This window comes from Streptomyces sp. NPDC051987, assembly GCF_040680735.1.
In the GTDB taxonomy this organism is placed as follows: Bacteria; Actinomycetota; Actinomycetes; order Streptomycetales; family Streptomycetaceae; genus Streptomyces.
On record NZ_JBFAXI010000026.1, the window covers coordinates 47,367 to 70,432 of the forward strand.

24 protein-coding genes are annotated in these 23,066 nt (G+C 71.1%); 17 read left to right on the plus strand and 7 right to left on the minus strand.

All coding sequences use genetic code 11. The features are described 5' to 3' along the window. Positions 1–208: 208 nt before the first annotated feature. From AB0M11_RS16625 to AB0M11_RS16645, 5 genes are all read left to right on the plus strand, one after another. Positions 209–496, plus strand: coding sequence for a DUF1876 domain-containing protein (locus AB0M11_RS16625; protein WP_365705905.1), 288 nt, complete (start codon positions 209–211; stop codon positions 494–496). Between the two features lie 231 nt (positions 497–727). Continuing rightward, positions 728–1,636: a pyridoxamine 5'-phosphate oxidase family protein gene (locus tag AB0M11_RS16630; protein WP_365705907.1), complete on the plus strand. Its 909-nt coding sequence runs from the start codon at positions 728–730 to the stop codon at positions 1,634–1,636. 362 nt (positions 1,637–1,998) lie between these two features. Further along, positions 1,999–3,051 (plus strand): class I fructose-bisphosphate aldolase, encoded by a 1,053-nt coding sequence (locus AB0M11_RS16635; RefSeq protein ID WP_365705909.1) that lies wholly within the window; start codon positions 1,999–2,001, stop codon positions 3,049–3,051. Between the two features lie 204 nt (positions 3,052–3,255). After that, complete coding sequence (locus AB0M11_RS16640) at positions 3,256–5,589, plus strand: heavy metal translocating P-type ATPase (RefSeq protein ID WP_365705911.1); 2,334 nt, start codon at positions 3,256–3,258, stop codon at positions 5,587–5,589. A gap of 138 nt (positions 5,590–5,727) precedes the next feature. Further along, positions 5,728–5,997 carry an SHOCT domain-containing protein gene (locus tag AB0M11_RS16645; protein ID WP_365705914.1) on the plus strand — a complete coding sequence of 90 codons (270 nt, stop codon included), beginning with the start codon at positions 5,728–5,730 and terminating at the stop codon, positions 5,995–5,997. 426 nt (positions 5,998–6,423) lie between these two features. Here the strand turns inward: AB0M11_RS16645 and AB0M11_RS16650 are convergent, their stop codons facing one another. The 3 genes from AB0M11_RS16650 to AB0M11_RS16660 form a co-directional block, all read right to left on the minus strand. Then, on the minus strand, positions 6,424–6,876 hold the full coding sequence (locus AB0M11_RS16650; RefSeq protein ID WP_365705916.1) for a peptidoglycan-binding domain-containing protein: 453 nt from the start codon (positions 6,874–6,876) through the stop codon (positions 6,424–6,426). An 85-nt stretch (positions 6,877–6,961) separates the two neighbouring features. Beyond that, entirely contained in the window at positions 6,962–7,336 is a 375-nt protein-coding gene (locus tag AB0M11_RS16655) for a peptidoglycan-binding domain-containing protein (RefSeq protein ID WP_365705918.1), read from the minus strand. A 119-nt stretch (positions 7,337–7,455) separates the two neighbouring features. Further along, positions 7,456–7,923 (minus strand): peptidoglycan-binding domain-containing protein, encoded by a 468-nt coding sequence (locus tag AB0M11_RS16660; protein ID WP_365705920.1) that lies wholly within the window; start codon positions 7,921–7,923, stop codon positions 7,456–7,458. A 456-nt stretch (positions 7,924–8,379) separates the two neighbouring features. Between AB0M11_RS16660 and AB0M11_RS16665 the strand changes: the two genes are divergently transcribed. Next, positions 8,380–9,045 (plus strand): peptidoglycan-binding protein, encoded by a 666-nt coding sequence (locus tag AB0M11_RS16665; RefSeq protein WP_365705922.1) that lies wholly within the window; start codon positions 8,380–8,382, stop codon positions 9,043–9,045. Positions 9,046–9,145: 100 nt separating this feature from the next. Further along, on the plus strand, positions 9,146–9,985 hold the full coding sequence (locus AB0M11_RS16670; protein WP_365705924.1) for a DUF2690 domain-containing protein: 840 nt from the start codon (positions 9,146–9,148) through the stop codon (positions 9,983–9,985). Positions 9,986–10,130: 145 nt separating this feature from the next. Here AB0M11_RS16670 and AB0M11_RS16675 read toward each other — a convergent pair whose 3' ends face one another. The 3 genes from AB0M11_RS16675 to AB0M11_RS16685 all read right to left on the minus strand — a co-directional run bounded on the left by AB0M11_RS16675 (position 10,131) and on the right by AB0M11_RS16685 (position 12,108). Beyond that, positions 10,131–11,003: a PhzF family phenazine biosynthesis isomerase gene (locus AB0M11_RS16675; protein ID WP_365705926.1), complete on the minus strand. Its 873-nt coding sequence runs from the start codon at positions 11,001–11,003 to the stop codon at positions 10,131–10,133. A gap of 109 nt (positions 11,004–11,112) precedes the next feature. Further along, on the minus strand, positions 11,113–11,424 hold the full coding sequence (locus tag AB0M11_RS16680) for an EthD family reductase (RefSeq protein ID WP_365705928.1): 312 nt from the start codon (positions 11,422–11,424) through the stop codon (positions 11,113–11,115). 99 nt (positions 11,425–11,523) lie between these two features. After that, a complete protein-coding gene (locus AB0M11_RS16685; RefSeq protein ID WP_365705930.1) occupies positions 11,524–12,108 on the minus strand; it encodes a carboxymuconolactone decarboxylase family protein in 585 nt (194 codons plus the stop codon). 139 nt (positions 12,109–12,247) lie between these two features. Here AB0M11_RS16685 and AB0M11_RS16690 point away from each other — a divergent pair, with 139 nt between their 5' ends. From AB0M11_RS16690 to AB0M11_RS16700, 3 genes are all read left to right on the plus strand, one after another. Then, entirely contained in the window at positions 12,248–12,583 is a 336-nt protein-coding gene (locus AB0M11_RS16690; protein WP_365705932.1) for a helix-turn-helix domain-containing protein, read from the plus strand. A 261-nt stretch (positions 12,584–12,844) separates the two neighbouring features. Then, entirely contained in the window at positions 12,845–12,925 is an 81-nt protein-coding gene (locus AB0M11_RS16695) for a hypothetical protein (protein WP_365706009.1), read from the plus strand. 449 nt (positions 12,926–13,374) lie between these two features. Continuing rightward, positions 13,375–14,640, plus strand: coding sequence for an MFS transporter (locus tag AB0M11_RS16700; protein ID WP_365705934.1), 1,266 nt, complete (start codon positions 13,375–13,377; stop codon positions 14,638–14,640). Between the two features lie 342 nt (positions 14,641–14,982). Here AB0M11_RS16700 and AB0M11_RS16705 read toward each other — a convergent pair whose 3' ends face one another. Continuing rightward, on the minus strand, positions 14,983–15,936 hold the full coding sequence (locus tag AB0M11_RS16705) for a LysR family transcriptional regulator (protein ID WP_365705936.1): 954 nt from the start codon (positions 15,934–15,936) through the stop codon (positions 14,983–14,985). Between the two features lie 120 nt (positions 15,937–16,056). Between AB0M11_RS16705 and AB0M11_RS16710 the strand changes: the two genes are divergently transcribed. The 7 genes from AB0M11_RS16710 to AB0M11_RS16740 all read left to right on the plus strand — a co-directional run bounded on the left by AB0M11_RS16710 (position 16,057) and on the right by AB0M11_RS16740 (position 23,051). Next, complete coding sequence (locus tag AB0M11_RS16710) at positions 16,057–17,049, plus strand: fumarylacetoacetate hydrolase family protein (RefSeq protein WP_365705938.1); 993 nt, start codon at positions 16,057–16,059, stop codon at positions 17,047–17,049. Next, positions 17,046–18,002 (plus strand): cyclase family protein, encoded by a 957-nt coding sequence (locus AB0M11_RS16715; protein ID WP_365705940.1) that lies wholly within the window; start codon positions 17,046–17,048, stop codon positions 18,000–18,002. The genes AB0M11_RS16710 and AB0M11_RS16715 overlap by 4 nt, the downstream gene beginning before the upstream one ends. A 149-nt stretch (positions 18,003–18,151) precedes the next feature. Beyond that, a complete protein-coding gene (locus tag AB0M11_RS16720) occupies positions 18,152–19,288 on the plus strand; it encodes an FAD-dependent oxidoreductase (protein WP_365705942.1) in 1,137 nt (378 codons plus the stop codon). Then, positions 19,285–20,283, plus strand: coding sequence for an amidohydrolase family protein (locus AB0M11_RS16725; RefSeq protein ID WP_365705944.1), 999 nt, complete (start codon positions 19,285–19,287; stop codon positions 20,281–20,283). The genes AB0M11_RS16720 and AB0M11_RS16725 overlap by 4 nt, the downstream gene beginning before the upstream one ends. A 15-nt stretch (positions 20,284–20,298) precedes the next feature. Next, entirely contained in the window at positions 20,299–21,237 is a 939-nt protein-coding gene (locus AB0M11_RS16730; RefSeq protein WP_365705946.1) for a VOC family protein, read from the plus strand. A gap of 102 nt (positions 21,238–21,339) precedes the next feature. Beyond that, a complete protein-coding gene (locus AB0M11_RS16735; RefSeq protein ID WP_365705948.1) occupies positions 21,340–22,311 on the plus strand; it encodes a fumarylacetoacetate hydrolase family protein in 972 nt (323 codons plus the stop codon). After that, positions 22,308–23,051, plus strand: a complete 744-nt coding sequence (locus tag AB0M11_RS16740; protein ID WP_365705950.1) for an SDR family oxidoreductase — start codon at positions 22,308–22,310, stop codon at positions 23,049–23,051. Before AB0M11_RS16735 ends, AB0M11_RS16740 begins: the two co-directional genes overlap by 4 nt. The last annotated feature ends 15 nt before the right edge of the window (positions 23,052–23,066 follow it).

Genomic DNA, 23,066 nt, shown 5'->3' on the forward strand with positions numbered 1-23,066 from the left:
GAGTCCCGCTCGACCTCCAGGGCCGAACGTCGGGCTCGCAGGGACCTTCGGCCCTGTGACATGGGCCGGTTCCGTTCGACGGTGGGAGAAGCGGTGGAGCCGTGCGGCTGTCCGTTGTCGGCCACACGTCCACCCGTCCTGAGACCGACCGTGTCCGGGTCGCGACGGCGACCGCCCAGGCGATCCGCACCGAACCGAGGAGCAAGCGATGCCGCACACAGGCGAGTGGAAGGTGCACCTTCACCTCTTCGAGGAGGACGACGGAACCACCAAGGCCCACGTGGTCCTGGACACCGGCACCACGGAACTGGCCGGGGAGGGGATCGCGCACTGCAACCCCGCGGACGCGAACGTGCCGGAGATCGGTGACGAACTGGCGGCGGGCAGGGCCATGAACGACCTCGCCCAACAGCTGCTGAACATCGCCGACCGGGACATCCAGGGCGTGGCCGGAACCGAGCCGAGTACACGGCCGACCGCCGGATGGTCCATCTGATTCCCGGCGTACGCGGCATCAGGGACCGGAAGGAGCACGCCGGGTGCCGTCCCGCGGCAGCCGACGCGTCCCGGCGGGCGCCGTTCCACGGCTTGGCCCCTCCACCGCTCGACGGCGTGTCGTGCCGCCCGAGCACGGGCCGCCCAGCGGACCCGGAGCCCTGCCCCGTGCGGGGGCAGGACCCCCATGGCAGGTCGGACACAGCGGATTTCTGCGGAGAGGGCGGCGATCATGCGAGCTCACCTCGGCGACCAGCTCGTCATCGAAAGCCCGGCGACCGGTGCCGCCAGGCGCGACGGCGAGATCGTCGGACTCCATCACGAGGACGGCACACCCCCCTACGACGTGCGCTGGTCGGACACGGACGAGGTGACGCTCGTGTTCCCCGGCCCCGACGCCCACATCCACCACCTGGAGCACGGAGAGCTCGTCACCGGCCGCGAGCCACAGCCGGGTGCGGACACGGCGCAGACGGCACTCCCGGCCGGGACGGCCAATCCCGGCGACGTCGGACGGCGTGTGGCAGCTGAACGCCGCAGGCAGGGGCTCAGTCGCGCGGAAACCGCCCGCCGCGCCCGGATGGCCCCCGACTACCTGGCCTACCTGGAGGAGCAGCCCGCCGACCCGTCCGTGGCGGCTCTGATCAGGCTCGCGGCCGCACTGGGCACCTCGGTCACCGACCTGCGCGGCGGAGGCATGGCGCTCCCGCCTGGCCAGGGCCGTGCCCTGCTCCACCCGCGGCTGCGGGACCTCGACGAGAAGGAGTGCCGCGCCCTGCTGTCCACCCACGGTGTGGGGCGCATCGCAGTGGCCGGGTCCGACGGCCGCCCGGCGGTCGTCCCGGTCAACTACGAGGTCGTCGACGACGCCATCGTCTTCCGGACCGCGCCCGGCTCCGTGCCCGCGGCAGCTGTCGAGACGGAGGTGGCCTTCGAGGTCGATCACGTGGACGAGGCGATGAGCCAGGGCTGGAGCGTGCTGGCCGTCGGCCCCGCGAGCGCGGTGACGGATCCGGAGACGGTGTCCGGACTGGTCGGGCGGGCGCACACCACGCCCTGGCCGGGCGGTGTGCGGGAGATGTGGGTCTCGATCCGGCCGACGAGCCTGACCGGGCGCCGGATCACCGCGGCCGATCAGTAAGGAGCGGAGCGGCCTGACACGCGAGCGGTCCGTGGACCACCATGCGCTCAGGGATCCGCCCACCGGCCTTCGCCGTCGAGCCGGGAACCTGCGCCCGTGCGACGGTATGCACAACGGCTCTGAGCAGCCGTGTGGGGAAGGAGCGGTGGGATGCTGCACGTCCCGGCAGGCCGGACATGCGCCCGCTCGTGGGCCGTTCGGCCTCGGCGAAGGACCCGACCGGCTCTGCCCCACTGACGTCCCGAGCGGATGATGGACAGGGAACCCGCGACGCGGCCGCCGCCGTGTGGTGGCACGCTCCGCCGCCCGGCATGTGCGCCGCCGTCTCCACGGCATCGCGCAGGATCGGAGAGGCGGAGACCATGACCGACATCCAGGAACTGCTGGGCGACGAGTGCAAGGACCTGCTGACCCACACCTCCGAGGGGATCCCTAGGGAAGACCTGGTGCTGCCCGGCCCCGACTTCGTCGACCGTGTCGTGGCCGGGACCGACCGCCCACCCCGGGTGCTGCGCAACCTGCAGGCACTCTTCGACCACGGACGGCTGGCCGGCACCGGATACGTGTCCGTCCTGCCGGTCGACCAGGGCATCGAGCACTCCGCGGCGTCGGCGTTCGCCCCGAACCCCCGCTACCTCGACCCCGCGAACATCGTCGAACTCGCCGTCGAAGGCGGCTGCAACGCGGTCGCCAGCACACTCGGCGTGCTCGGAGCGGTGTCGCGGCGCTACGCGCACCGCATCCCGTTCATCGTGAAGCTCAACCACAACGAGCTGCTGACCTACCCGAACCACTACGACCAGATCATGTTCGGCGACGTCCAGCAGTGCTTCGACCTCGGCGCGGCAGGCGTCGGCGCCACGGTCTACTTCGGCTCGGAAGCGTCCGACCGCCAGCTGCGGGAGGCGAGCGAGGTCTTCGCCCGCGCCCACGAACTGGGCATGTTCACAGTGCTGTGGTGCTATCTGCGCAACTCGGCCTTCAAGAAGGACGGCGTGGACTACGCGGTGTCCGCCGACCTCACCGGCCAGGCCAACCACCTCGGCGTGACCATCGAGGCCGACATCGTCAAACAGAAACAGGCGGAGAACAACGGCGGCTACCGCGCCCTGGGCTTCGGCAAGACCCACCCGCTGCTGTACGACAGGCTCACCACCGACCATCCGATCGACCTCACGCGCTGGCAGGTCGCCAACTGCTACATGGGTCGCGTCGGCCTCATCAACAGCGGCGGCGCCTCAGCCGGCCAAGGCGACCTGGCTCAGGCGGTACGCACCGCGGTCATCAACAAGCGGGCCGGCGGCACCGGCCTCATCACCGGCCGCAAAGCCTTCCAACGCCCCACCGCCGAGGGCATCGAACTCCTCCATGCCGTCCAGGACGTCTACCTCGACGACGGCATCACCGTCGCCTGACGCACACCGCCTCGGCTCTTCCCACCGACCTGGGACGGTCATGGCCAGTCACGTCTGCACCGGCTGTCCGGCCCCCAAGCAGGGCCCAACGTCCCTTTCCACGACACCGAGCGGCGCGATGTCATGGAGGGGAGTGAACCCGATGGAACCCGATGGAACCCGATGGCACCCGATGGACGTCGCGCCGGAGGACTGAGGCACGCCATGAACCACGGACCCGCCACCCACGCGACACGGCTGCGCCGCCTGACCGCAGCCGTGTCCGCACGGCTCGAACCCGCCCTCCTGGCGGTCACCGCGGCCGCCCTGGCCGCTGGCGGCATCGCCTGGCTCACGGGGGCCGGCCGGCTGGCCGATCTCTTGTGGGGGCTGGGCACCGTGTCGGCCGTCGTCCCCGCTGTGGGGTGGGTGCTCGTGGCTCTGCGGCACGGTCACGCAGGGGTGGACCTGATCGCAGTCCTCGCCCTCGGCGGCACCCTGGCGGTCCACGAGTACCTGGCCGGTGCGCTGATCGCGCTGATGCTGGCCACCGGCCGCACCCTGGAGGCCGCGGCCCAGCGACGCGCCTCCCACGACCTGCGTGCCCTGCTGGAGCACGCGCCCCGCTCGGCCCGTCGGCGCACCGGCACGGAAGTGACCACGGTCCCGCTGGCCGAGGTCGCCGTCGGTGACCTGCTTGTCGTCGGCCCCGGCGAGGTGGTTCCGGTCGACGGCCGCGTGGAGGGCACCACCGCCGTCCTCGACGAGTCGGTGCTCACCGGCGAGCCCCTCCAGGTCCAGCGCGGTCAGGGCGAGACGGTGCGCAGCGGTGGTGTCAACGCCGGAGGCGCCTTCGCACTGCGCGCCACGGCCACCGAGCAGGACAGCACCTATGCCGGGATCGTACGGCTGGCCCAGCAGGCCGGCGCCGAGTCCGCGCCCGTGGTACGGCTGGCCGACCGCTACGCGGCCTGGTTCCTCCCGTTGTCCCTGGTGGTGGCGGGACTGGCATGGCTGGTCAGCGGATCCGCCGTGCGCGCCGTCGCGGTCCTGGTGGTCGCCACCCCGTGCCCGCTGCTGCTGGCCGCCCCGGTCGCTATCGTCTCCGGCCTCTCCCGCGCCTCCCGCCTCGGCGTCGTCATCCGCGACGGCGGTGCACTGGAGAACCTCGGCCGCGCCCGCACCCTCCTGATGGACAAGACCGGCACGCTCACCCGGGGACGCCCCCGAGTCCTCGACGTCGTCGCCGCCCCCGGTTTCACGCCTGTCGAGGTCCTCCGCCTGGCGGCCTCACTCGACCAGTATTCGCCGCACGTCCTGGCCCGGGCCATCGTGGACACCGCCTGGGAACGCACCCTGGAGCTGTCGGTCCCGGCGAACGTCACCGAGGAGGCAGGCCGGGGCGCCACCGGGGCGGTGGACGGACACCGGGTCACCGTCGGCCGTGTCGATTCCGGCGACGACCGGCCGCCCTGGGCCGAGGCGGCCGACAACCGCGCCCTCCTCGACGGCGCGGCCGTCGCCTGGCTCACCGTCGACGAACACCTGGCAGGCGCCGTACTGCTGCGCGACCCCCTGCGCCACGACGCCCCGCGCACCCTGCGTCACCTGCGGGCAGCGGGAATCAACCGGCTGCTGATGCTCACCGGCGACCGGGCCGCGCCGGCCCACGAGGTCGCGGCCGTCCTCGGACTCGACGACGTACGTGCCGAACTCAGCCCGGCGGACAAGGTCGCGGTCGTACGCGCCGAGCGCGAGCGTGCGGTCACCGTCATGGTCGGCGACGGAGTCAACGACGCGCCCGCCCTGGCCGCGGCCGACATCGGTGTCGCCATGGGCGCCCGTGGCTCCACCGCCTCCTCCGAAGCAGCCGACATCGTCCTGACCACCGACCGCGTCGACCGCCTCGCCGACGCCGTCGCCATCGCCCAGCGCTCCCGGCACATCGCCGTCCAGAGCGCCCTCGGCGGCATGCTGATGTCCCTGGCCGCCATGGGCGTGGCCGCCGCGGGTCTCCTGCCGCCCGCCGCCGGCGCCCTGCTGCAGGAGGGCATCGACGTCGCCGTCATCCTCAACGCCCTGCGCGCCCTGCGCGTCGACCAGACCGCACGACCAGCCCTCACCCCCGTCGCCGAAGCCCTCGTCCACCGCTTCGCCGCCGAACACGCCGACCTCCAGGACGTCCTGGAAGCCGTCCGCGACGCCGCCGACCGCCTCTCGGACACCCCCGGGCCCCAGGCTCTGACGGCCGTCGAGGAGACACACCGGCTGCTCACCGAGCGTCTCCTTCCGCACGAGTACGCCGAGGAACACGAGCTCTACCCCGCTCTCGCGCCGACCCTCGGCGGCCCCGAGGCCACCGCCACCATGAGCCGCGCCCACACCGAGATCGAACGCCTCTCCCGCCGCATCGCCACCCACCTGCAACTGGCCCACTCTGACGGCGGCCTGGCCCCCGAACAACTGGACGACCTGCGCTCCTGCCTCTACGGCCTCAACACCGTCCTGCGCCTGCACTTCACCCAGGAGGAGGAGAACTACTTCTCCCTCGCCCCCTGACCCCGTGCGCGAGCGCGGCAAGAAAGGCCGAGTGGTCCAGGAACAGGGCCGAGGAGCCCTTGGGGGCCGCGCCCGGCCGAGGCCACCCTGAACACATAGGACACTGTTCGAACCTTGCACTTGGAAGGGGGCCCGGTGATGTACTACTGGGATGGCGGCTGGGCATGGATGGCCTTCGCGCCCCTGCTGGGGATCGCGCTGATCGCCCTCGCCGTGTGGGCAGTGATCCGCCTGACCCACGGTGCCTCCGGGGGCGCCTCAGGTCGCGGCCGCGGCTGGGAAGGCCACGAGTACCGGGAGACCCCGGAGGAGATCCTCGACCGTCGCTACGCCTCGGGAGAGATCGACACCGACACCTACACCGAGGCGCGCGACCGCCTGGCGGCCCACCGGTCAAGCCCACGGTGACCGCTCCACAGGTGCACCCGTCTACACGCGGCAGCCCGAACGTGTCGAAGGCCTGCACCATCACCTCAGCCGACGAAGCGTCCGGACCCGGCGGGCCGCCGCATTCCGCCTGCTGTCTGGGCACGGGCGGAGACGCTGCCGGCCGGCCACGGCGGCCGCGCCGTATTCCTTGCCCGTTTCCTCCCCGCCGTCCGCACCCTCGCTCCTCACTGCGCGGGCGCCGCCCGTCTGCCCTACCACCGCATCGCGCCGTAGAGCGTCACCGCAGCCAGGAGGAAGGAGCGGCGTGACCGTCCTGTGTCAGCGATGAGTGAGTCAACCCGCGCGACGGCTACCGGCCGCCCGAGTGGGACACCCGGGCCGGGCTGACCGGCGCACGGCACCCGTGCGAAGCCAGCCCTCACCACCTTGGGTCCCGGCGGGAACTCACTCCTCGATCCGCAGGCAACCCCACGTCTGCGGGCCGACGATGCCGTCCTGCTGCGACGGGGGGAACTGGCAGCGTGCCTGCACACGCTTCACTGCCGCGACCGTGTCGGGCCCGTAGACGCCGTCGAGCGCACTGGGTCCCTGCCCGTGGTAGTCGGTGAGACACTGGATCTCCTTGACCCTGTCCCCACTCGCCCCGGGGTAGACCGTGACGTTCCAGGCCCACGAGTATCCGGCCGTCATGCCGGCGTAGTTGGTCGTCTCCTTCCACCACACCAGGCAGCGGCTGTCCGGCCGCAACGGCGTGGACGCCGTCCCGTGAGCGAGGGGCCGCGCGGCCGTGGCCGAGGAGTGCGCCGACGCAGCTGCCGAGGCTGCTCCGGCGCTGCCTCCGAGGAAGACCGTGAGGGCTGCCCCCGTCGCGAGGAGGAGACGTGTCGAGCCGGTCATGTGCGTCCTTTCGTCAAATGGAGTGCTTCTTCGAGGAGGAGAGCGGCCGGGGACACCCCTCCGGCCGGGCTCCGGCGTACGGCGGTCAGTCGGTGCTGGGGACGTACAGGTAGCAGCCCGCGCCGACGTAGCCGAGCATCTGGTCCCCGGTCTGTGGACCGACGACGCCGTCCACACTCAGGTGCGGGGATTCGCCGGTCTGGTTCCACCACTGCTGGAAGGTCCTGATGCCCGAGTAGGTCTGGGGACCGAACACACCATCGACGGTCACATGGGCGGGAGCAGGCGAGTTGTCTATGGCCTCTTGGACACACACCACCCCGTCGTGCGTGTTCGCGTAGCCGTATCCGATCCAGCCTGCGGTGGTCGAGGCGCCGGCCGTGCCGACCAGTCCCGTCAGGGCGCCCACCAGGGCCGCGCCCGTCACGGCCGTCCGGCGAAGTGCTCGTGGGTTCGGCAATTCCTTCCCTCCTCGGGGTCGCTTGCGTATGACGGCGGTCTGCGGTGCTCCGCAGCGGTCAGGCGGACCGCAGGGCACGCCTGATGAATGTCCTCCCCGCTGTGATCGATCCGGGTGGGCTAGCACTCTTCCCCGACGTAGTCGGCCCACCTGCTGAACGCCCCCTCGGTTCCTGGCCCGACAATTCCGTCGACCGCACCGGTGTAGTAACCCCAGTTCCTGAGGAGCTTCTGGAATCCCTTCACCGTGCCGCTGCCGACAGTTCCGTCGATCGGACCGGTGTACCAGCCGTTGAATGTGAGATAACGCTGCAGCGCTTTCCAGCTGTTGGTGCCCAGCAGCCCGTCGTACGGGCCGTCGTAGCCCCATTCGTTGTTGTGCAGCCAGCACTGGACTCCGCGGGCCTGTTCGGTATTCAGGCCCCAGTTGGTGCTGGAGAGCGCGGCGGCAGTCCCCGAACTCGTGAACTGCTCCGAGGCGGGTGCGGACGCCGCGTAGCCGACGCCCGCAGCCGCAAGGCCTCCGGCGGCAAGGCCGGCCACGGCAGTGACGCTGACGAGTGTCCTCGACAGAACATGGGGCCGCATTCGGTTCCCCTTCCGGGCAGTGTGCCGCCGCCTGGTGCGGCGGGCGCGCAGGTGGAGATTCGGTCAGCCCGGACGCCGGCAGGCGCGACCTCTGAGCGGCTCGCGGGATCGGCTGCCGGACGGGCGACACGAGCGTGCCCGATGGGCAGGGCACCTTGTCCGGCGTGCAGGGCGACGTGAGACGTCTCGGGACGTCTCTCCCTGTGACCTGCGCAGATGCGGCCGGCGGGACGATTCCCGGGAAAGAAACAGGCTTCCCGTACCGTTTGCGGCGATGACCGAATCGAGCACATGAAAGAGGTCTGCCGGACGGTATGGGCCATGCGCGCGGCTGAACGAGGGGAGACTCATGCCGGTCTGACGGCGCGGACGTTCCGCAACTCACGAAGGAGCCGGGGAGGCGCGGTGAAATGGAGGGCACTGCCTGAGTCTCTTGATCCGCATACGCGGCAACTCGTGGTGGAGTTGCGCCGGCTCAAGGATCACAGCGGGCTCAGCCTGAAATCGCTCCAGGCCAAGACGCCTTTCAGCAGTTCATCCTGGGAGCGCTATCTGAACGGCAAAGTGCTGCCACCACAAGCCGCTGTCGAGGCGCTGGCCGTGCGGGCCGGCGCAGACGTCGCGTCGTTGCTGGCACTGCGGGACGCCGCGGAAAGGACCTGGACCGCAGCTGGGATGACGGCGGAGAACGGGTCGAGCACACGGGAGAGGGATCCCGGTCCGAAGATCCGGGTGGCGGCGCTGTCCGTTGCCGCGGGCGCGCTGCTGCTTTCCGCGATCGGCTCGGTCTTGTTGATCACCGCTCCATGGCAGGATCCGCCCCGGACGGCCGGTGGGGGAGGGGTAGGAAAATACACCTGCACGTACACCCGGCGCGGCGACCAGTTGTTCGCCGGTAACAGCACCACCACGTCCCGCTTGGTCATGCTCAATACGACGGGCCCCGACGCCGCGGAAGTGCAGTGCCTGCTTCGGCGTCACAAACTCTCACCCGGAGACGTCGACGGGTACTTCGGCGCACACACCGAGACGGAGGTCAGACGGTTGCAGCGGCTGGACCACGTAACAGCAGACGGGGTGGTCGGCGAGCAGACGTGGGCGTTGTTACGGCATGTGGAATAGAAGAGGACGGGGAAGGAGCGCGGAATTGGCGTACTCTTCGCCTCGCCGGCAACGGCTTCCGCAGGATCTGCCCGCAGCCTGCTCACGTCTCGTCACCTGTATGCGCGACCTCAAGGACGGCAGCGGCTTCACCCTCGCCGACCTGGCGCAGGCGACAGCCATCAGCAGGTCGTCCTGGGAACGCTACCTCAACGGCAAGCAGTTCCCGCCCCGGCATGCCGTCCAGGCCCTGTGCAGGGCAGTTGACGAGGCAGAGGACGAACTCCTGACGCAGTGGGCGCTGGCGGACGCGGCCTGGAGCGGACGCGGGCACCCAACGCCCGCTGTCTCGGGCTCGGCGTCCCCGCCCGGTTCCGACGACGGTATCTCTGGGCTCGACAGCCCCGTACGTGAAGGGCCGTCCGCGGTACAACGCGTCAGCCGCACCCGCAGAGTGCTGCTGGCGGCATCCGCCGTGATCGACCAGCGCCCCACGAGCACTGCGGTCGCGGTGGTCCTCCTGTGCAGTGCCATGGTGGTGCCCGCCGCCGTCAGCTATGCATCTCGCACCGCCGCCTCTCAGTCGGCCGCCCGCCCGCCGATCTGTCAACTGCGCTCGTGCGAGGGGCGGAACCCGCGCACGACGGCGTGCGAGGATCCGGTCACCCTGGCGTCCCACACGGCGGCCGACGGCACCCGGCTCGAAATCCGGCTCAGCCCGAGCTGCCGGGCCGGGTGGATCCGCGTCTCGCCCACGCACTCTGGCTTTCGCGTCGAGATCACCGGCCCGGACGCGCGCGAGCAGAGCGTCGACGAAACAGCACGGCCGGCCGGCGACGAAGTGACGACAACCACCATGATCGCCGCCCCGCACCCCTCCCACCTGCGCGCGTGCTACTACCCCTCCCTCGGATCTCCCGGCAGGGAGTGCTTCGACGGAGGCGCGGCGAGCCCGAAATGACACGTGTCAGAGGGCAACACAACCAGAGGGCAGAGCCCGACGACCGCCGTTCCGCGCCGGCCCCCTACGGGGCCTCGCACACCCCAGGTGCGGCGCGTGCTCCCGGCCGGCCCGTCACACGTAGGGCAGTCGGACTGCCACCTGCTCATGTGTGAGAACCGCGGACCACCGCCAACCCGCCGACCCGGGTCGCGATGCCCGCCGGACCGCGTCGGGCCGAAGCGAGCACGCTGGCCGGCCGACCGAGGCTGTCGCCCTGCTCCACCTCGATCGCGATCGTCCGCGCCCCAGTCGCGTCGAGCAGGTGGGCGGCCAGGCAGCCGGTGCTGTTGGCGTTGGCCACGTCCTCGTCGACACCGATCGCCGGCGCGAACATCCGCGCCGCACCCGGCCGGTCGTCCACCGGCGGTACGTACACGAAACAGCCGAGAAGCCCGTACCGGCGGCACGCCTCTGCCAGCCTGCCGAGGTGTGGGCGGACTCCGAGCAGCGCCGACCGGTCCTGGACCGGTACCAGCATGCGCGGTGCGCCGGGCGCGGCGATCCGTGGCGCGTCCGTCGGATGCCGATCGTCCTCGGTGAGCCCGATCGCGGCGACGATCGCGGCGCGCTCCTCAGGTTCCGGGTGCCGCAGCGCGACGAGGCCCTGGTCGAACCACACCTCGATGCCGGCGGGGCGGCGGATCGCGACGGTGTCGAACGTGCGGCCGCCGGTGTGCTGGCGGTCGTTCAGCTCGCCCCGCGCGGTGCGGGTCAACCGGACGGCCTGCGCGGCGACGGTGCCGTGGCCGCAGCCGGACAGTTCGCCGGTGGCGGTGAAGAACCGGACGGGCCAGCCGCCGTCCGGCGTCCGCTCCGGGCCGAGGAACGCCGCGTGCGAGGTGCCGGCCGCGGCAGCGACCGCACACCGGTCCGCGTCCGTCGCCGCCGGGTCGTCGTCGGTGTCGGCCGTGGGGCTGCCGCCCCGGCCGTCACGCCGCACACACGCATCAACCACCGTGACACCGGTCCAGGACATCGGCCCACCTCTGACGCTCAACTGACCGGCAACCGCGAACGGCGTCCGGCGACAGCCGGGAACGGCCCCAACGGCCGACCGAACGGGTCCCCGATCGTAACCGCCCGTCTCAACCGGTGCCGTCCCGCACCGGATAGTGGATGACGACCGCACCGCCGGTGGCGTAGTTGGCGACATCGGCGGCCACCCGCCGCCCGTGCGGCGACGCTCGCGCCGCGGCCATGGCGGCGGCGTCGGCGAAGTCGCCTTCGAAGACCGCGAAATACGCCGCTTCCCCCGTGGTCGCCGCCACGTCGAAGCTGTACCGCCACGCAAGGAGGCCGGGCCAGTTCATGATCAGCGGGAGGTGGTTGGTCACGTAGTAGTCGCGGAAGTGTTCAGGGTCGGCAGGTTGGGAGTACAGGACGACCAACTTGTGCACGACGGCCTCCGTCCGGATCAGGGTGGGCGGGCTGGGGGTACGGGACGACCGACTCGTGCACGACGACCTGTCGTGCCTCGGCGTGCTTCCAGGCCGTGCTCATCGGCTGGTCCCGGTCGGGACGGAGAGGAAGTCGGCGAAGCGCGGCGCGCCCGGTTCGTGCGGCATGCGGGTGGCGCGGGCGGCGAAGCTGACGGCGTGGTACCACCCGCACAGCAGAAGCAGATCGAGCAGCTGGAGTTCATCGAAGAACGGCACAAGCCGTTTCCACAGCGCGTCGTCGATGTCGGAACGCTCGTGCAGCGCATCGACAGCGAGGATGAGCAGCCGTTCCCTCTCGGACGTCCAGCACTGGTCAGCGGCGCCGCCGTGCACCAGGGACGCCGCCTGCTCGCGGGTGAGTCCGACCCGCTCGGCGAACGTCATCATGTGCACACCCCACTCGTACTCGCAGCCGCACAGCGCACACGTCCGGTCGATGACGATCTCGCGTTCCCGCACGGTCAGGGTCAGCTGTCTGCCCAACTCGTAGCGACCCCACCCGTGCATGGCGTCGGCCATCGGGATGTTTCTGGCGAACATCCGGAACAGCCCGATCGGCGGGGCCTCCCCGGGCATCATGCGCGCGAGCAGTGCGCGGGCCTGGTCGGTGTACGGCGGTTCCAGCAGGGCTATCCGCGACATCGGCTCTCCCGTCGAGTCGTTTCGAAATCAGAAACGCCGACTGGATGCTAGTGTTTCGAATAACGAAACGCAAGGGAGGGGTATGCCGACGCCGCGCCCAGGAACACCTGTTCGTGGATCCACGACCGGCCGTCCCCTCATGGCCGCGATGGACCTGTTCGGCCGCCGGTGGGCGCTGCGCATCGTCTGGGAGCTGCGCGCGGGACCGCTCGGCGCCCGCGCGCTGCTGGCAAGGTGCGAAGGGCTGTCGTCCAGCGTCCTCTACCAGCGCCTCCGTGAACTCACATCGAGCGGGATCATCTCCCTCTCGGCCGATGGCTACGAGCTCACTCCGCTGGGCACAGCACTCAGGCACGCCCTCCGTCCGCTCGACGAATGGGCGATCATCTGGGCGCAGGAGCAAGAACCCAAGGACCAGGAGCCCCCGGAGACGCACGGAGAGGTGAAGCACACGCCCGACCAGGTGGAGCGATGATCTGACGGCCACCGACTCGGGACACGTGCACGCGGCCCGCGAAAACCCCTCGGTCGCCGACTCGTCGCCGCGTAGAGGGGCGAAGCCGGCGTCCGGCTTCGGGGCGTGTGCGTCCGGCCGGATGCCCAGCTCGTGGGTAGAGCACTCGCCGTACCTCTTCATGTGCTCGGCCAGGTACGGCGGCTTCGTCCAGGTCGCCGACGGAATCGAGGGACTGGTTCAGGACTGGTTCATCTGCGCGAGCTTGCCTGGGCACCGGTGGTGACTCCATCAGATGTCGTCCAGGTCGGCGACCAGATCACAGTGGTCGTCACAGAATCGACCGAGAGCGTCGCAGGTTGACTTGCTCCCGACGACAAGCTCGTCCGTCGGCGTGTGATGCGCTGCGTTACTGCGACGGTTCTACCGACGTGAAGACCTGACGGAGTCCCACGCATCCGGCTCGGCCGGAGAGTCGCCCTCTTGATCTTCCTGATGCGGTTCGGTTGTCGCGGGCGGTGTCCCGCTGTCCGGTCGGCCGTCGGGGCACACCCCAGCCGTGGTTCACGTCACGGCCGCTCACACCACCAGTGATCTCCCGTGAGGTTATCCATGGCGTGGATGAGCAGAATACGGGATTCGGATCGCTCCGGGGATGGCAGCGAAGTCGCGGGCGGCTCATAGTCGTCCCTACCCGCACGCCGATGTCCGGACCAGCGGCCGACGTGCGGTCGTCCCCGGCATGCCCCGCGCCGTCGGCGCCCGTCACAGGCAGGCATGTCCCCTTCCGCACGCCGTCCCCTGGAGTCGCCATGCCTGCTTCCGTCCCACCGCCGTCCACTGCGGCCGACGACGTCGCGGCGTCGCCTGTCCCCGTCTCGGGCCCGGCCCACCTGCTGCGCGTGACGCTGCTGATGGCGGGCAGCTGTCTGCCGATCCTCGGGGCGGTACTGATCGCGCCCGTGCTGCCGAAGATGCAGGACCACTTCGCGTCGACCCCCGGCGCCAAGGCGCTGGTTCCCCTCGCGCTCACCGTTCCGGCGCTGGCCCTGGCACTGCTGGCCCCGTTCGCCGGGGTGATCGTGGACCGGCTGGGCCGCAAACGGCTGCTGATCGTGGCGACTCTGCTGTACGCCGTCTTCGGAACGGCCCCGCTGTACCTGGAGTCCCTGGGCGCCATCATCGCCAGCCGTGCCCTGGTGGGTGTGGCCGAAGCCGCGATCATGACCTGCTGCACCACGCTGATCGGCGACTACTACAGCGGTCCGCGCCGGGTGAAGTACCTCGCCCTGCAGACCATGTGCGCCTCCGCGTCGGCCACCGCCTTCTTCGTGCTCGGCGGCGCGGCCGGCTCGGCGGGCTGGCGCGTGCCCTTCTGGGTCTACGCCGTGAGCCTGGTGCTCGCTCCGCTGATGGCGACCGCTCTGCCCGACGCGGCCGCCCGTCCGGCCGCCGATGAGGTCCCGGCCGAGGCGGACGGCGGTCGCCCCTTCCCTTGGCGGCGGCTGGCGGGCATCTGCGCCCTCACCTTCTTCGGGGCGATGGTGTTCTATACCGTCCCGGTCGAGATGTCGTACCTGCTCGACGACCTCGGCGTGCAGAACTCCGGCGTCATCGGTCTGGCGACCGCGATCGCCAGTGCCGCCACCGTCGGCGGTGCGGTCACCTTCGCCCGGCTGAAGCGTTCCCCCGACCCGATGCTGCCCGCCGTCCTCGCGCTCTGCGCGGCCGGCTTCGCGGTGATGTTCCTGGCGGGCAGCGCCCCGCTGCTGGTCGTCGGAGCGGTGATCAACTGCGTCGGCACGGGCATGCTGCTTCCCGCCCTCCTCACCAGTGCCATGTCGCGGCTGGCGTTCGAGGACCGCGGTCGTGGGACCGGGTTGTGGACGGCGGCCTTCTTCGGTGGCGAGTTCGTCTGCCCCCTGGCGCTCCTGGCCGTGGAATCGGCGGTCGGGAGCCTCGCCGGAGCGGTGGGGGTGCTGGGTCTGGTCGCCGCTGTCGTCGCGGCCGGGCTGCTGGTCACCCGCCGCCGGGCGGGCGTCGTCGATACCCGGCCGCTGCCGGAGCCGGTGGCCTGAGCGACCGCGAGTCCATCGCGCCCGCGATGTCCAGCTCCTGCGCGCAGATCAGCGGTACGGCCGAACGAAGGAATTGGGCACTGGGCGCATTGCAGGCGTACGGGCGGGGGCAGCCGCCGTAGTGAATCGGGTGGGGCCACCGTCCCGGGCCGGTCCGCGCCGCACGGTCCGGGCCGGTCCGCGCCGCACGGTCCGGGCCGGTCCGCGCCGCACGGTCCGGGCCGGTCCGCGCCGCACGGTCCGGACCGACCTGCGCCGCACGGTCCACCGAGGCGCCCTACCGGGCATGCACGGTAGGGCGGCCGCTCGCGGACGATGCCGACCGCCGCCGGAACCGACCCCCTAGGGCGCCGCCACAGGCGGCGCGGAGAAGGCGGTCTCTTCCCCGTCGCCACCTGTCAGGGCAGCGCCCACCTCGGCGGCCTTCTGCCGCAGCCAGATGTGGGCCGCGTCCTGGGCGTGCACCGGATGCCACCACATCGCCTCCTGCACCGGTACGGCCTCGAAGGGGCAGGGCAGGACGCGTACCGCGGCGGAGCGGACCGCCCTGCGGGCCAGGCGTTCCTGGATCATCGCGATCCGTCGGGTGCCCTCGACCATGTGCGGCAGCAGTTGGAAGGTCTGCACGGAGACCTCCACCCGCGGGCTGATGCCGAGCATGCTGAGCTGGCGGGCGGCCGGGGCGTCGTAGGGGCGCTGGTAGACGGCCCAGGGCAGCCGGGCCAGATGGTCGAGGGCGAGTTCGGCACCGACCTCGGGGTGGTCGTCGGCGACCATGCACAGCCAGCGGTCGCTGAAGAGGTCGACGGCGGGCAGGCCGTCGATGACGCCGTGCGGCATCAGCAGTCCGTCGACCGTGCTCAGCACGGTCGCGGTGTTCTCCACCACGCTGGGCGCCGGGTGCTGGAAGGCGAGCCGGACACCGGGCGCCTCCCGGTGCACGGCACGGGCGAGCGCGGCGCCGAAGACGGCGGCGCCGTAGTCCGAGGCGAGCAGGGTGAACTCGCGGGTCTCCGCGGCCGGATCGAAGTCGGCCTGGCTGGCGAAGACCCGCTCCAGCAGTTCGCACGCGGTGGCGCTGCGGTCGCGCAGGGCGACGCCGAGCGGTGTCAGTTCGTAGGCGTTGCCGGTCCGGGCGAGCAGTTCGTCGTCGAAATGGCGGCGCAGGCGGGCCAGGGCCGCGCTCATGGCGGGCTGGCTCAGTCCGATGCGTTCGCCGGCCCGGGTGACGTTGCGCTCCTCAAGCAGCGCGCGCAGGGCGACGACCAGATTGAGGTCGAGTCGGGACAGGTTCACCGGGCACCACCTGACTGAACTTAGGCATTCGTTTCATGGATGGCGCTCATCCACAGGATTCATTTCCGCGATCTGGCGATCCAGGTCAGAGTAGACCGCAACTCAGCGGGAGGAAATCTCATGGCAACACTCGCGCAACCTGCTGGCCCGTTCGCGCTCGGCACGCTGTCCACCCCGGACGGACACCCCTTCCCCGGTCTTGTGGTCCGGGCCCGGGTACTGGACCTGCGCAAGGCCCTGGGCAAGGCCCTGGCCTGGGAGCCGGCCGACGTGCGCTCCGTCCTGGAACGGTGGGAGGAGACCCTGCCCGTCCTGCGCAGCCTGGCGGATGAGGACGCCCTGGACTGGCGGCCGCTGGAGGGCCTGCGGGTGCACGCGCCGGTCGAGCCGCGGCAGATCTTCCAGTCGGGTGCGAACTACCGCCAGCATGTGATCGACCTGGAGGTGGCCCACCGTTCTCCCGACGACCCGCGCACGGTGGAGGAGGCGCGAGCGGAGATCGCCGCTGTGATGGACCGCCGGGCGGCCGAGGACCTGCCGTACGTCTTCCTCGGCCTGCCGAGCGCGATCACCGGCCCGTACGACGACGTGGTGCTCCCCGCCTGGGCCGAACAGCCGGACTGGGAGCTGGAGTTGGCCGCCGTGATCGCCAAGCCCGCCCATCGGGTGTCCGAGGCGGAGGCGCTGGAGTACGTCGCCGGGTACACGATCGCCAACGACCTGACCGACCGGGCCACGGTGTTCCGGCGGGACATGAAGGCCATCGGCACGGACTGGCTGCGCTGCAAGAACGCGCCCGGTTTCACCCCGCTGGGCCCCTGGATCGTCCCCGCCGAATCGATCACCGACCCCGGCGACCTGCGGGTCAATCTGAAGCTCAACGGCGACACCATGCAGGACGAGTCCACCAAGGACATGCTCTTCGGAGTCGCGCGACTGGTGTCCTACGTCTCCCAGACGGCCCGGCTCCTGCCCGGCGACCTGGTCCTGACCGGCAGCCCGGCCGGCAACGGCATCCACTGGGGGCGGCTGCTGCGCGACGGTGACGTCATGGAGGGTTCCATCACCGGTCTCGGCATGCAGCGCACCCGCTGCGTCGGGGAGACCGCGTGAACCGCGCCGACCCCGAGGCCGCGATCGCCGAGGCCGCCAAGGCCTGCTCCAACTGGGGTCGCTGGGGAGCGGACGACGTGCTGGGCACCCTGAACTTCCTCGACGCGGCCAAGCGCCGCGAGGGCGCCGCGCTGGTACGGCGGGGCGTGAGCTTCTCGCTCTCCCAGCGGTTCGACATGAACGGCCCGCAGAAGGGCTGGCGTCGGCGGACCAATCCGGTGCACACGATGCTGGACACCGGCACCGACGCCGCCCTCGGCAACCAGGGCTTCCCGCACGGCATCGGCGGTGCCGACGACGTGATCGCGATGCCGCTCCAGTGCTCCACCCAGTGGGACGGGCTCGGGCACATCTTCGACCACGGCAAGGCGTGGAACGGCCGGGACGCGGCGACCACGGTCACCTCCGACGGCGACCTCGTCACCGGCATCGAGCACATGGCGCCGCACGTCGCAGGGCGCGGGGTGCTGCTGGACGTGGGCCGCGTCATCGGCAGCGACGGCGAGTTGCCCGACGGGTTCGCGATCACCGAGGAGCACCTGCACGCGACCGCAGAGGCCCACGGCGTGCGCGTCGGCCGCGGCGACATCGTCCTCGTCCGCACCGGGCACCTCACCCGTGCCAGGCGCGACGGCTGGGGCGACTACGCCGGCGGGCCCGCGCCCGGACTGTCCTTCACCACCGCCGGCTGGCTGCACCGCACCGAGATCGCCGCGATCGCCACCGACACCTGGGGCTTCGAGGTACGCCCCAACGAGTTCGACCACGCCTTCCAGCCCCTGCACCAGGTCGCCATCCCGCACATCGGCCTCCTGATCGGCGAGATGTGGGACCCCGACGCCCTCGCCGCGGACTGCGCGGCCGACGGGGTCCACGAGTTCTGGCTCACCGCCGCGCCCCTCCCCATCACCGGAGCCGTCGGCTCTCCCGTCAACCCCGTCGCCGTCAAGTAGCCCACAGAACAGGCCGGATGCGTCCTCCCCGGACAGCGTCGGCGCATCCGGCCCTCCACCGCTCACACCCACTGGCCCGCCTCCGCGGCGGGCGAGCCGCACCCTCGCCGCCCGATGCCGCGCGGCCCGACTCGGGAGGTATCCCCGACATGGCAGACAGCCCCACCCGCAGAGTCATGGTCATAGGCGGTGGCGCTTCCGGCAACGCCGTGACCGTCCTGCTGCGCCGCGCCGGCATCGCCGTCGACCTGATCGAGGCCAGGCCCGACTGGAACGCCACCACCGGCTCGGGCATCACCCTCCAGGGCAACGCCCTGCGCGTGCTGCGCGAACTGGGCGTGTGGGAGCAGGTGGAATCCTCCGGGTTCCCCTTCGGGACGCTGGGCATCACGGCCCCCGACGGCACCGAGCTGCACGTCGCGCAGGACATCAGGACCGGCGGTGACGATCTGCCCGCCACGCTCGGTATGCAGCGGCCCCAGCTTCAGCAGATCCTCATCGACGCGGTCCGGGCCTCCGGCGCCACCGTCCGCCTGGGCACCACCGCCGAGACCCTGGAGCAGGACGCCGACGGTGTCTTGGTGCGCTTCGGCGACGGCACCGAAGGCCGCTACGACCTCGTGATCGCCGCCGACGGCCTCAACTCGGCCACCCGCGCCTCGATCGGCATCAGCGAGAGACCCGAGCCGACGGGCATGGCCATCTGGCGCGTCGCGGCCCCGCGCCCCGACGGTGTGGAACGCAGCGACCTCACCTACGGCGGGCCGGCCTACATCGCCGGGTACACGCCCACCAGCGAGAACACCATCTACGCGTTCGTCGTCGAAGGGTGCCGCGCGCGTGCCTCCGTCGACCCGGCGGACCACGCCGACGAGATGCGCCGCCTGACGCAGCGGTACGGCGGTGTCTGGCCGGAGATCACCAAGCACATCACCGACCCGGAGAAGGTCAACTACACCTGGTTCACGCGCATGCTCGTGGAGGGATCCTGGCACCGCGGCCGCATCGTGCTGCTCGGCGACGCCGCCCACTGCTGCCCGCCCACCCTCGCCCAGGGCGCGGCCATGTCCCTGGAGGACGCCCTCGTCCTGGCCGAGCTGCTCACCAGCGGCCGAGACTGGGACGACGAGCTGCTCCAGGCCTACCACGAGCGCCGCGTCCCCCGGGTGCGAGCCGTCGTAGAGGCGTCCGTGCAGATCGGCCAGTGGCAGCTCGACGGCGTGCACGACGCCGACGTGCCCGGGCTGATCAGCCGCACGATGAACCTCTTGAAGGAGCTGCCGTGACCGTCCCCACGGTGGACGTGCACGCGCACGTCCTGCTGCCCGAGGTCGATGCCCTGGTGGCGGACCTGCCGGGGCTGGCCGAGGCCCGCGCCCTCGACGCGCGCCGCAACGGTCCTGCGGCCCTCGCCGTCAGCGGGCCCATGGTCCGCGAGCGCGCCCCGCGGATGACCGACGTCACCGCACGGCTGGCCGCGATGGATGTGCAGGGCGTGGACGTGCAGCTGGTCAGCCCGTCCCCCTCGCACTACCACTACTGGGCGGACGAGGAGACGGCTGAGAAGGCCTGCCGGCTCGCCAACGAGGCGACGGCCGCCCACTGTGCCCAGGCCCCCGCGCGGCTGCACGGGCTCGGCCTCGTCCCCCTCCAGCACCCCGACCGGACCGTGCGCGCCCTCGAACACGCCCTGGAGACAGGCCTGCTGGGGGTGGAGATCTCCAGCCACGCCCCCGGCCGAGAGCTGTCCGACCCGGCGTACGAGCCCTTCTGGGCCCGCGCCGAGGAGGCGGGCGCGATCCTCTTCCTGCACCCCTTCGGCTGCACCCTCGACGAGCGCCTGGACCGGTGGTACCTGTCCAACACCGTCGGCCAGCCGGTGGAGAACGCCGTCGCGCTGTCACACCTGATCTTCTCGGGTGTGCTGGACCGCCACCCGGGCCTGAAGATCCTCGCGGCCCACGGTGGAGGCTACCTGCCCACCCACATCGGCCGCTCCGACCACGCCTGGTCGGCCCGGTCCGACGCCCGTACCGGCTGTGCCCACCTGCCCAGCAGCTACCTCAAGCGCCTGTACTTCGACTCTCTCGTCCACGACCCGCACGTGCTGCGGGAGTTGATCCGCGTCGCGGGAGCCGACCGGGTGCTGCTCGGCTCCGACTACGCCTTCGACATGGGCACCGAGGACCCTGTCGCCGCACTGCGCGCCGCCCGGCTGCCCGACGCCGACTTCCACTCCGTACGCGGCGGAAACGCCGCCGCGTTGCTCAACCTCGCCTGAGGAGGATCCCCCCACATGTCCCACCGACTGCTCACCCATCTGCGGCACGTCGACCTCGCCGTGCCCGACTACGACAAGCAGCTCGACTTCTACGCCGGCGTCTGGGGCCTGACCAAGGTCGAAGAGGATTCCGGCATCTCCTTCCTGGCCGCCGAAGGCAGCCCCGAAAGGTACGTCGTCCGACTGCGCAAGGCGGACGAGAAGCGCCTCGACCTGGTCTCCTACGGCGCCGCGAGCGCGGCCGACGTGGACGCGCTCGCCGAGCAACTGCTCTCGGGAGGTGTGCAGTTGATTTCCCAGCCGGGCAAGCTCGACACTCCCGGCGGCGGTTACGGCTTCCGCTTCTTCGACGTCGACGGACGCACCATCGAGGTGTCCGCGGACGTCGAGGTCAGGCAGCACCGCAAGATCGAGGAGAAGGAGTCCATCCCGGTCAAGCTGTCCCACGTGGTCCTCAACTCCCCGGACCTGGACAGGACGAAAGCGTGGTACGAGACCCACCTCGGCTTCCGCCTGTCCGACACGCTCGGCCATCCGCACATCGGCGACGTCATGCACTTCATGCGGATCAGCAACCAGCACCACTCCATGGCCCTCGCCAGGGGCCCGCACACATCGCTGCACCACATCTCCTTCGAGATGCGCGGCCTGGACGAGTACATGCGCGGCTCCGGCCGGGTCATACGGGCCGGCTTCCACAAGATCTGGGGGCCCGGCCGGCACATGGCGGGCGACAACACCTTCACCTACTTCCTCGACCCGCACGGCAACACCGTGGAGTACACCACCGAGTTGGAGCTGCTGGACGAGGACACCTGGCACCCGCACGTCTACGACTTCTCCCAGCCCGAGGTCACCGACCAGTGGGGCACCGCCAACCCCATGAACGAGCTGGTCACCAAGGAGTCCTTCAACGACGTCGACCGCGGCGTCTTCGTCGCCCCGCCGGTCTGACCGGCGACACCCCCAGTTCCCGGGGACGCGGTGGCCCTGTCAGCTGCCCTGACCACCACGCCGCGCCCCCGGGTCCGCCCCTCCCTCCGACAGGAATCCGCCATGCGCTTCGCCGCGTACGAGCATCGCAACCGACGCCACGTGGCCGTCGTCGAAGAGGACGGCACCCTCTGCCCTCTCCCCGGAGTCAGCTCCCTGACCGGCCTGCTCGCCGAGGGCGGCGGCCTGCCCCGGCTGCTGGAGGCGGGCGCCTGGACCCTCGACCTCCCGACCGGACCGCATGTCTCCGAGGTACGCCTGCTGCCGCCGCTGCAGCCGCCCACCGTGAGGGACTTCGTCACCTTCGAAGAACACGTGGAAGGCGTACGTCGCTCCGTCGACGGCACAGCGGGCGTACCGGAGCAGTGGTACGCGGCGCCCACCTTCTACTTCACCAACCCGTATGCGGTGTACGGCCCGCACGACGACATCCCCGTGCCCCCGGGCTCGAGCGTGCTCGACTTCGAACTCGAAGTCGCCGCCGTGATCGGCACCGAGGGCCGCGACCTCACCCCCGAGCAGGCCCGCGACCACATCGTCGGCTACACCGTCTTCAACGACTGGTCGGCGCGCGATCTGCAGTCGGCGGAGATGAAAGTGGGTCTGGGCCCCTGCAAGGGCAAGGACACCGCCACCACGCTGGGACCGTACCTGGTCACCGCCGACGATCTGGAGCGGTACCGGGACCCGGACGGCTTCCTGCGCCTCGCGCTCACCGCCTCGGTGAACGGCGAGGTGGTCGGCGAGGACCTGCTGTCCAACATGAGCTGGACCTTCGAGGAGATGGTCGCCTACGCCTCCCGCGGCACCTGGGTCCGCCCCGGTGACGTCCTCGGCTCCGGCACCTGCGGCAACGGCGGCTGCCTCGCCGAGATCTGGGGCGTACGAGGCAGACAGGACCCGGCACCGCTCAAGCCCGGCGACACGGTGACCCTCACCGTCGAGGGCATCGGCAGCGTCTCCAACACGGTCGTCGCGGGGACCGACCCGATGCCGCTGCCGGCCGGCCGGCGCCGCTCCCGGGAGCGGCCGTGACCGATCTCCACCCCAAGAGGCTGATCGGCAAGGTCGTCGTGGTCACCGGCGCGGCCCGCGGCCAGGGCGCCGCCGAGGCCGAGGCGCTGACCCGCGAGGGCGCCCGCGTGATCGCCACCGACGTGGCCGAATCACCGGCCTGCCGCCGACTCGACGTCACCAGCGAGCGTGGCTGGGCCGAACTCGCCGCCGAACTGAGGGAGGCGTACGGACAGGTGAACGGCCTGGTCAACAACGCCGGCGTCACCTGGCGCGCCCGCATCGACGACGTACGCCCCGAGGACATGGCGCGGGTGTACGCGGTCAACGTCACCGGGCCGCTCCTGGGCATACAGCACCTGGCACCGCTGATGAGTCCCGGATCATCCATTGTGAACGTCGGCTCCTCGGCGGCACTGACCGCCCACTACCCGGTCGCCTACACCACCGCCAAGTGGGCCTTGCGCGGCCTGTCGGCCACCGCTGCCATGGAACTCGGTCCACGCGGCATCCGCGTGAACACCATTCACCCCGGTTTCATCGAGACCGAGATGACCGCGTCCGCCGCACCCGCCTTTCGCGAGGCCAACCTCGCCGGGACACCGCTCGGCCGCACCGGCACCGTCGACGACATCACCCCGCTTGTCACCTTCCTCCTCTCCGACGACGCGGCGTTCATCACCGGCGCAGAGATCCCCGTGGACGGCGGTCTCACCGCGCACGGCGGCGCCAAGCCGATCTCGGACGCCGTAGGCCATTAGCAAGACCGGAAAGGC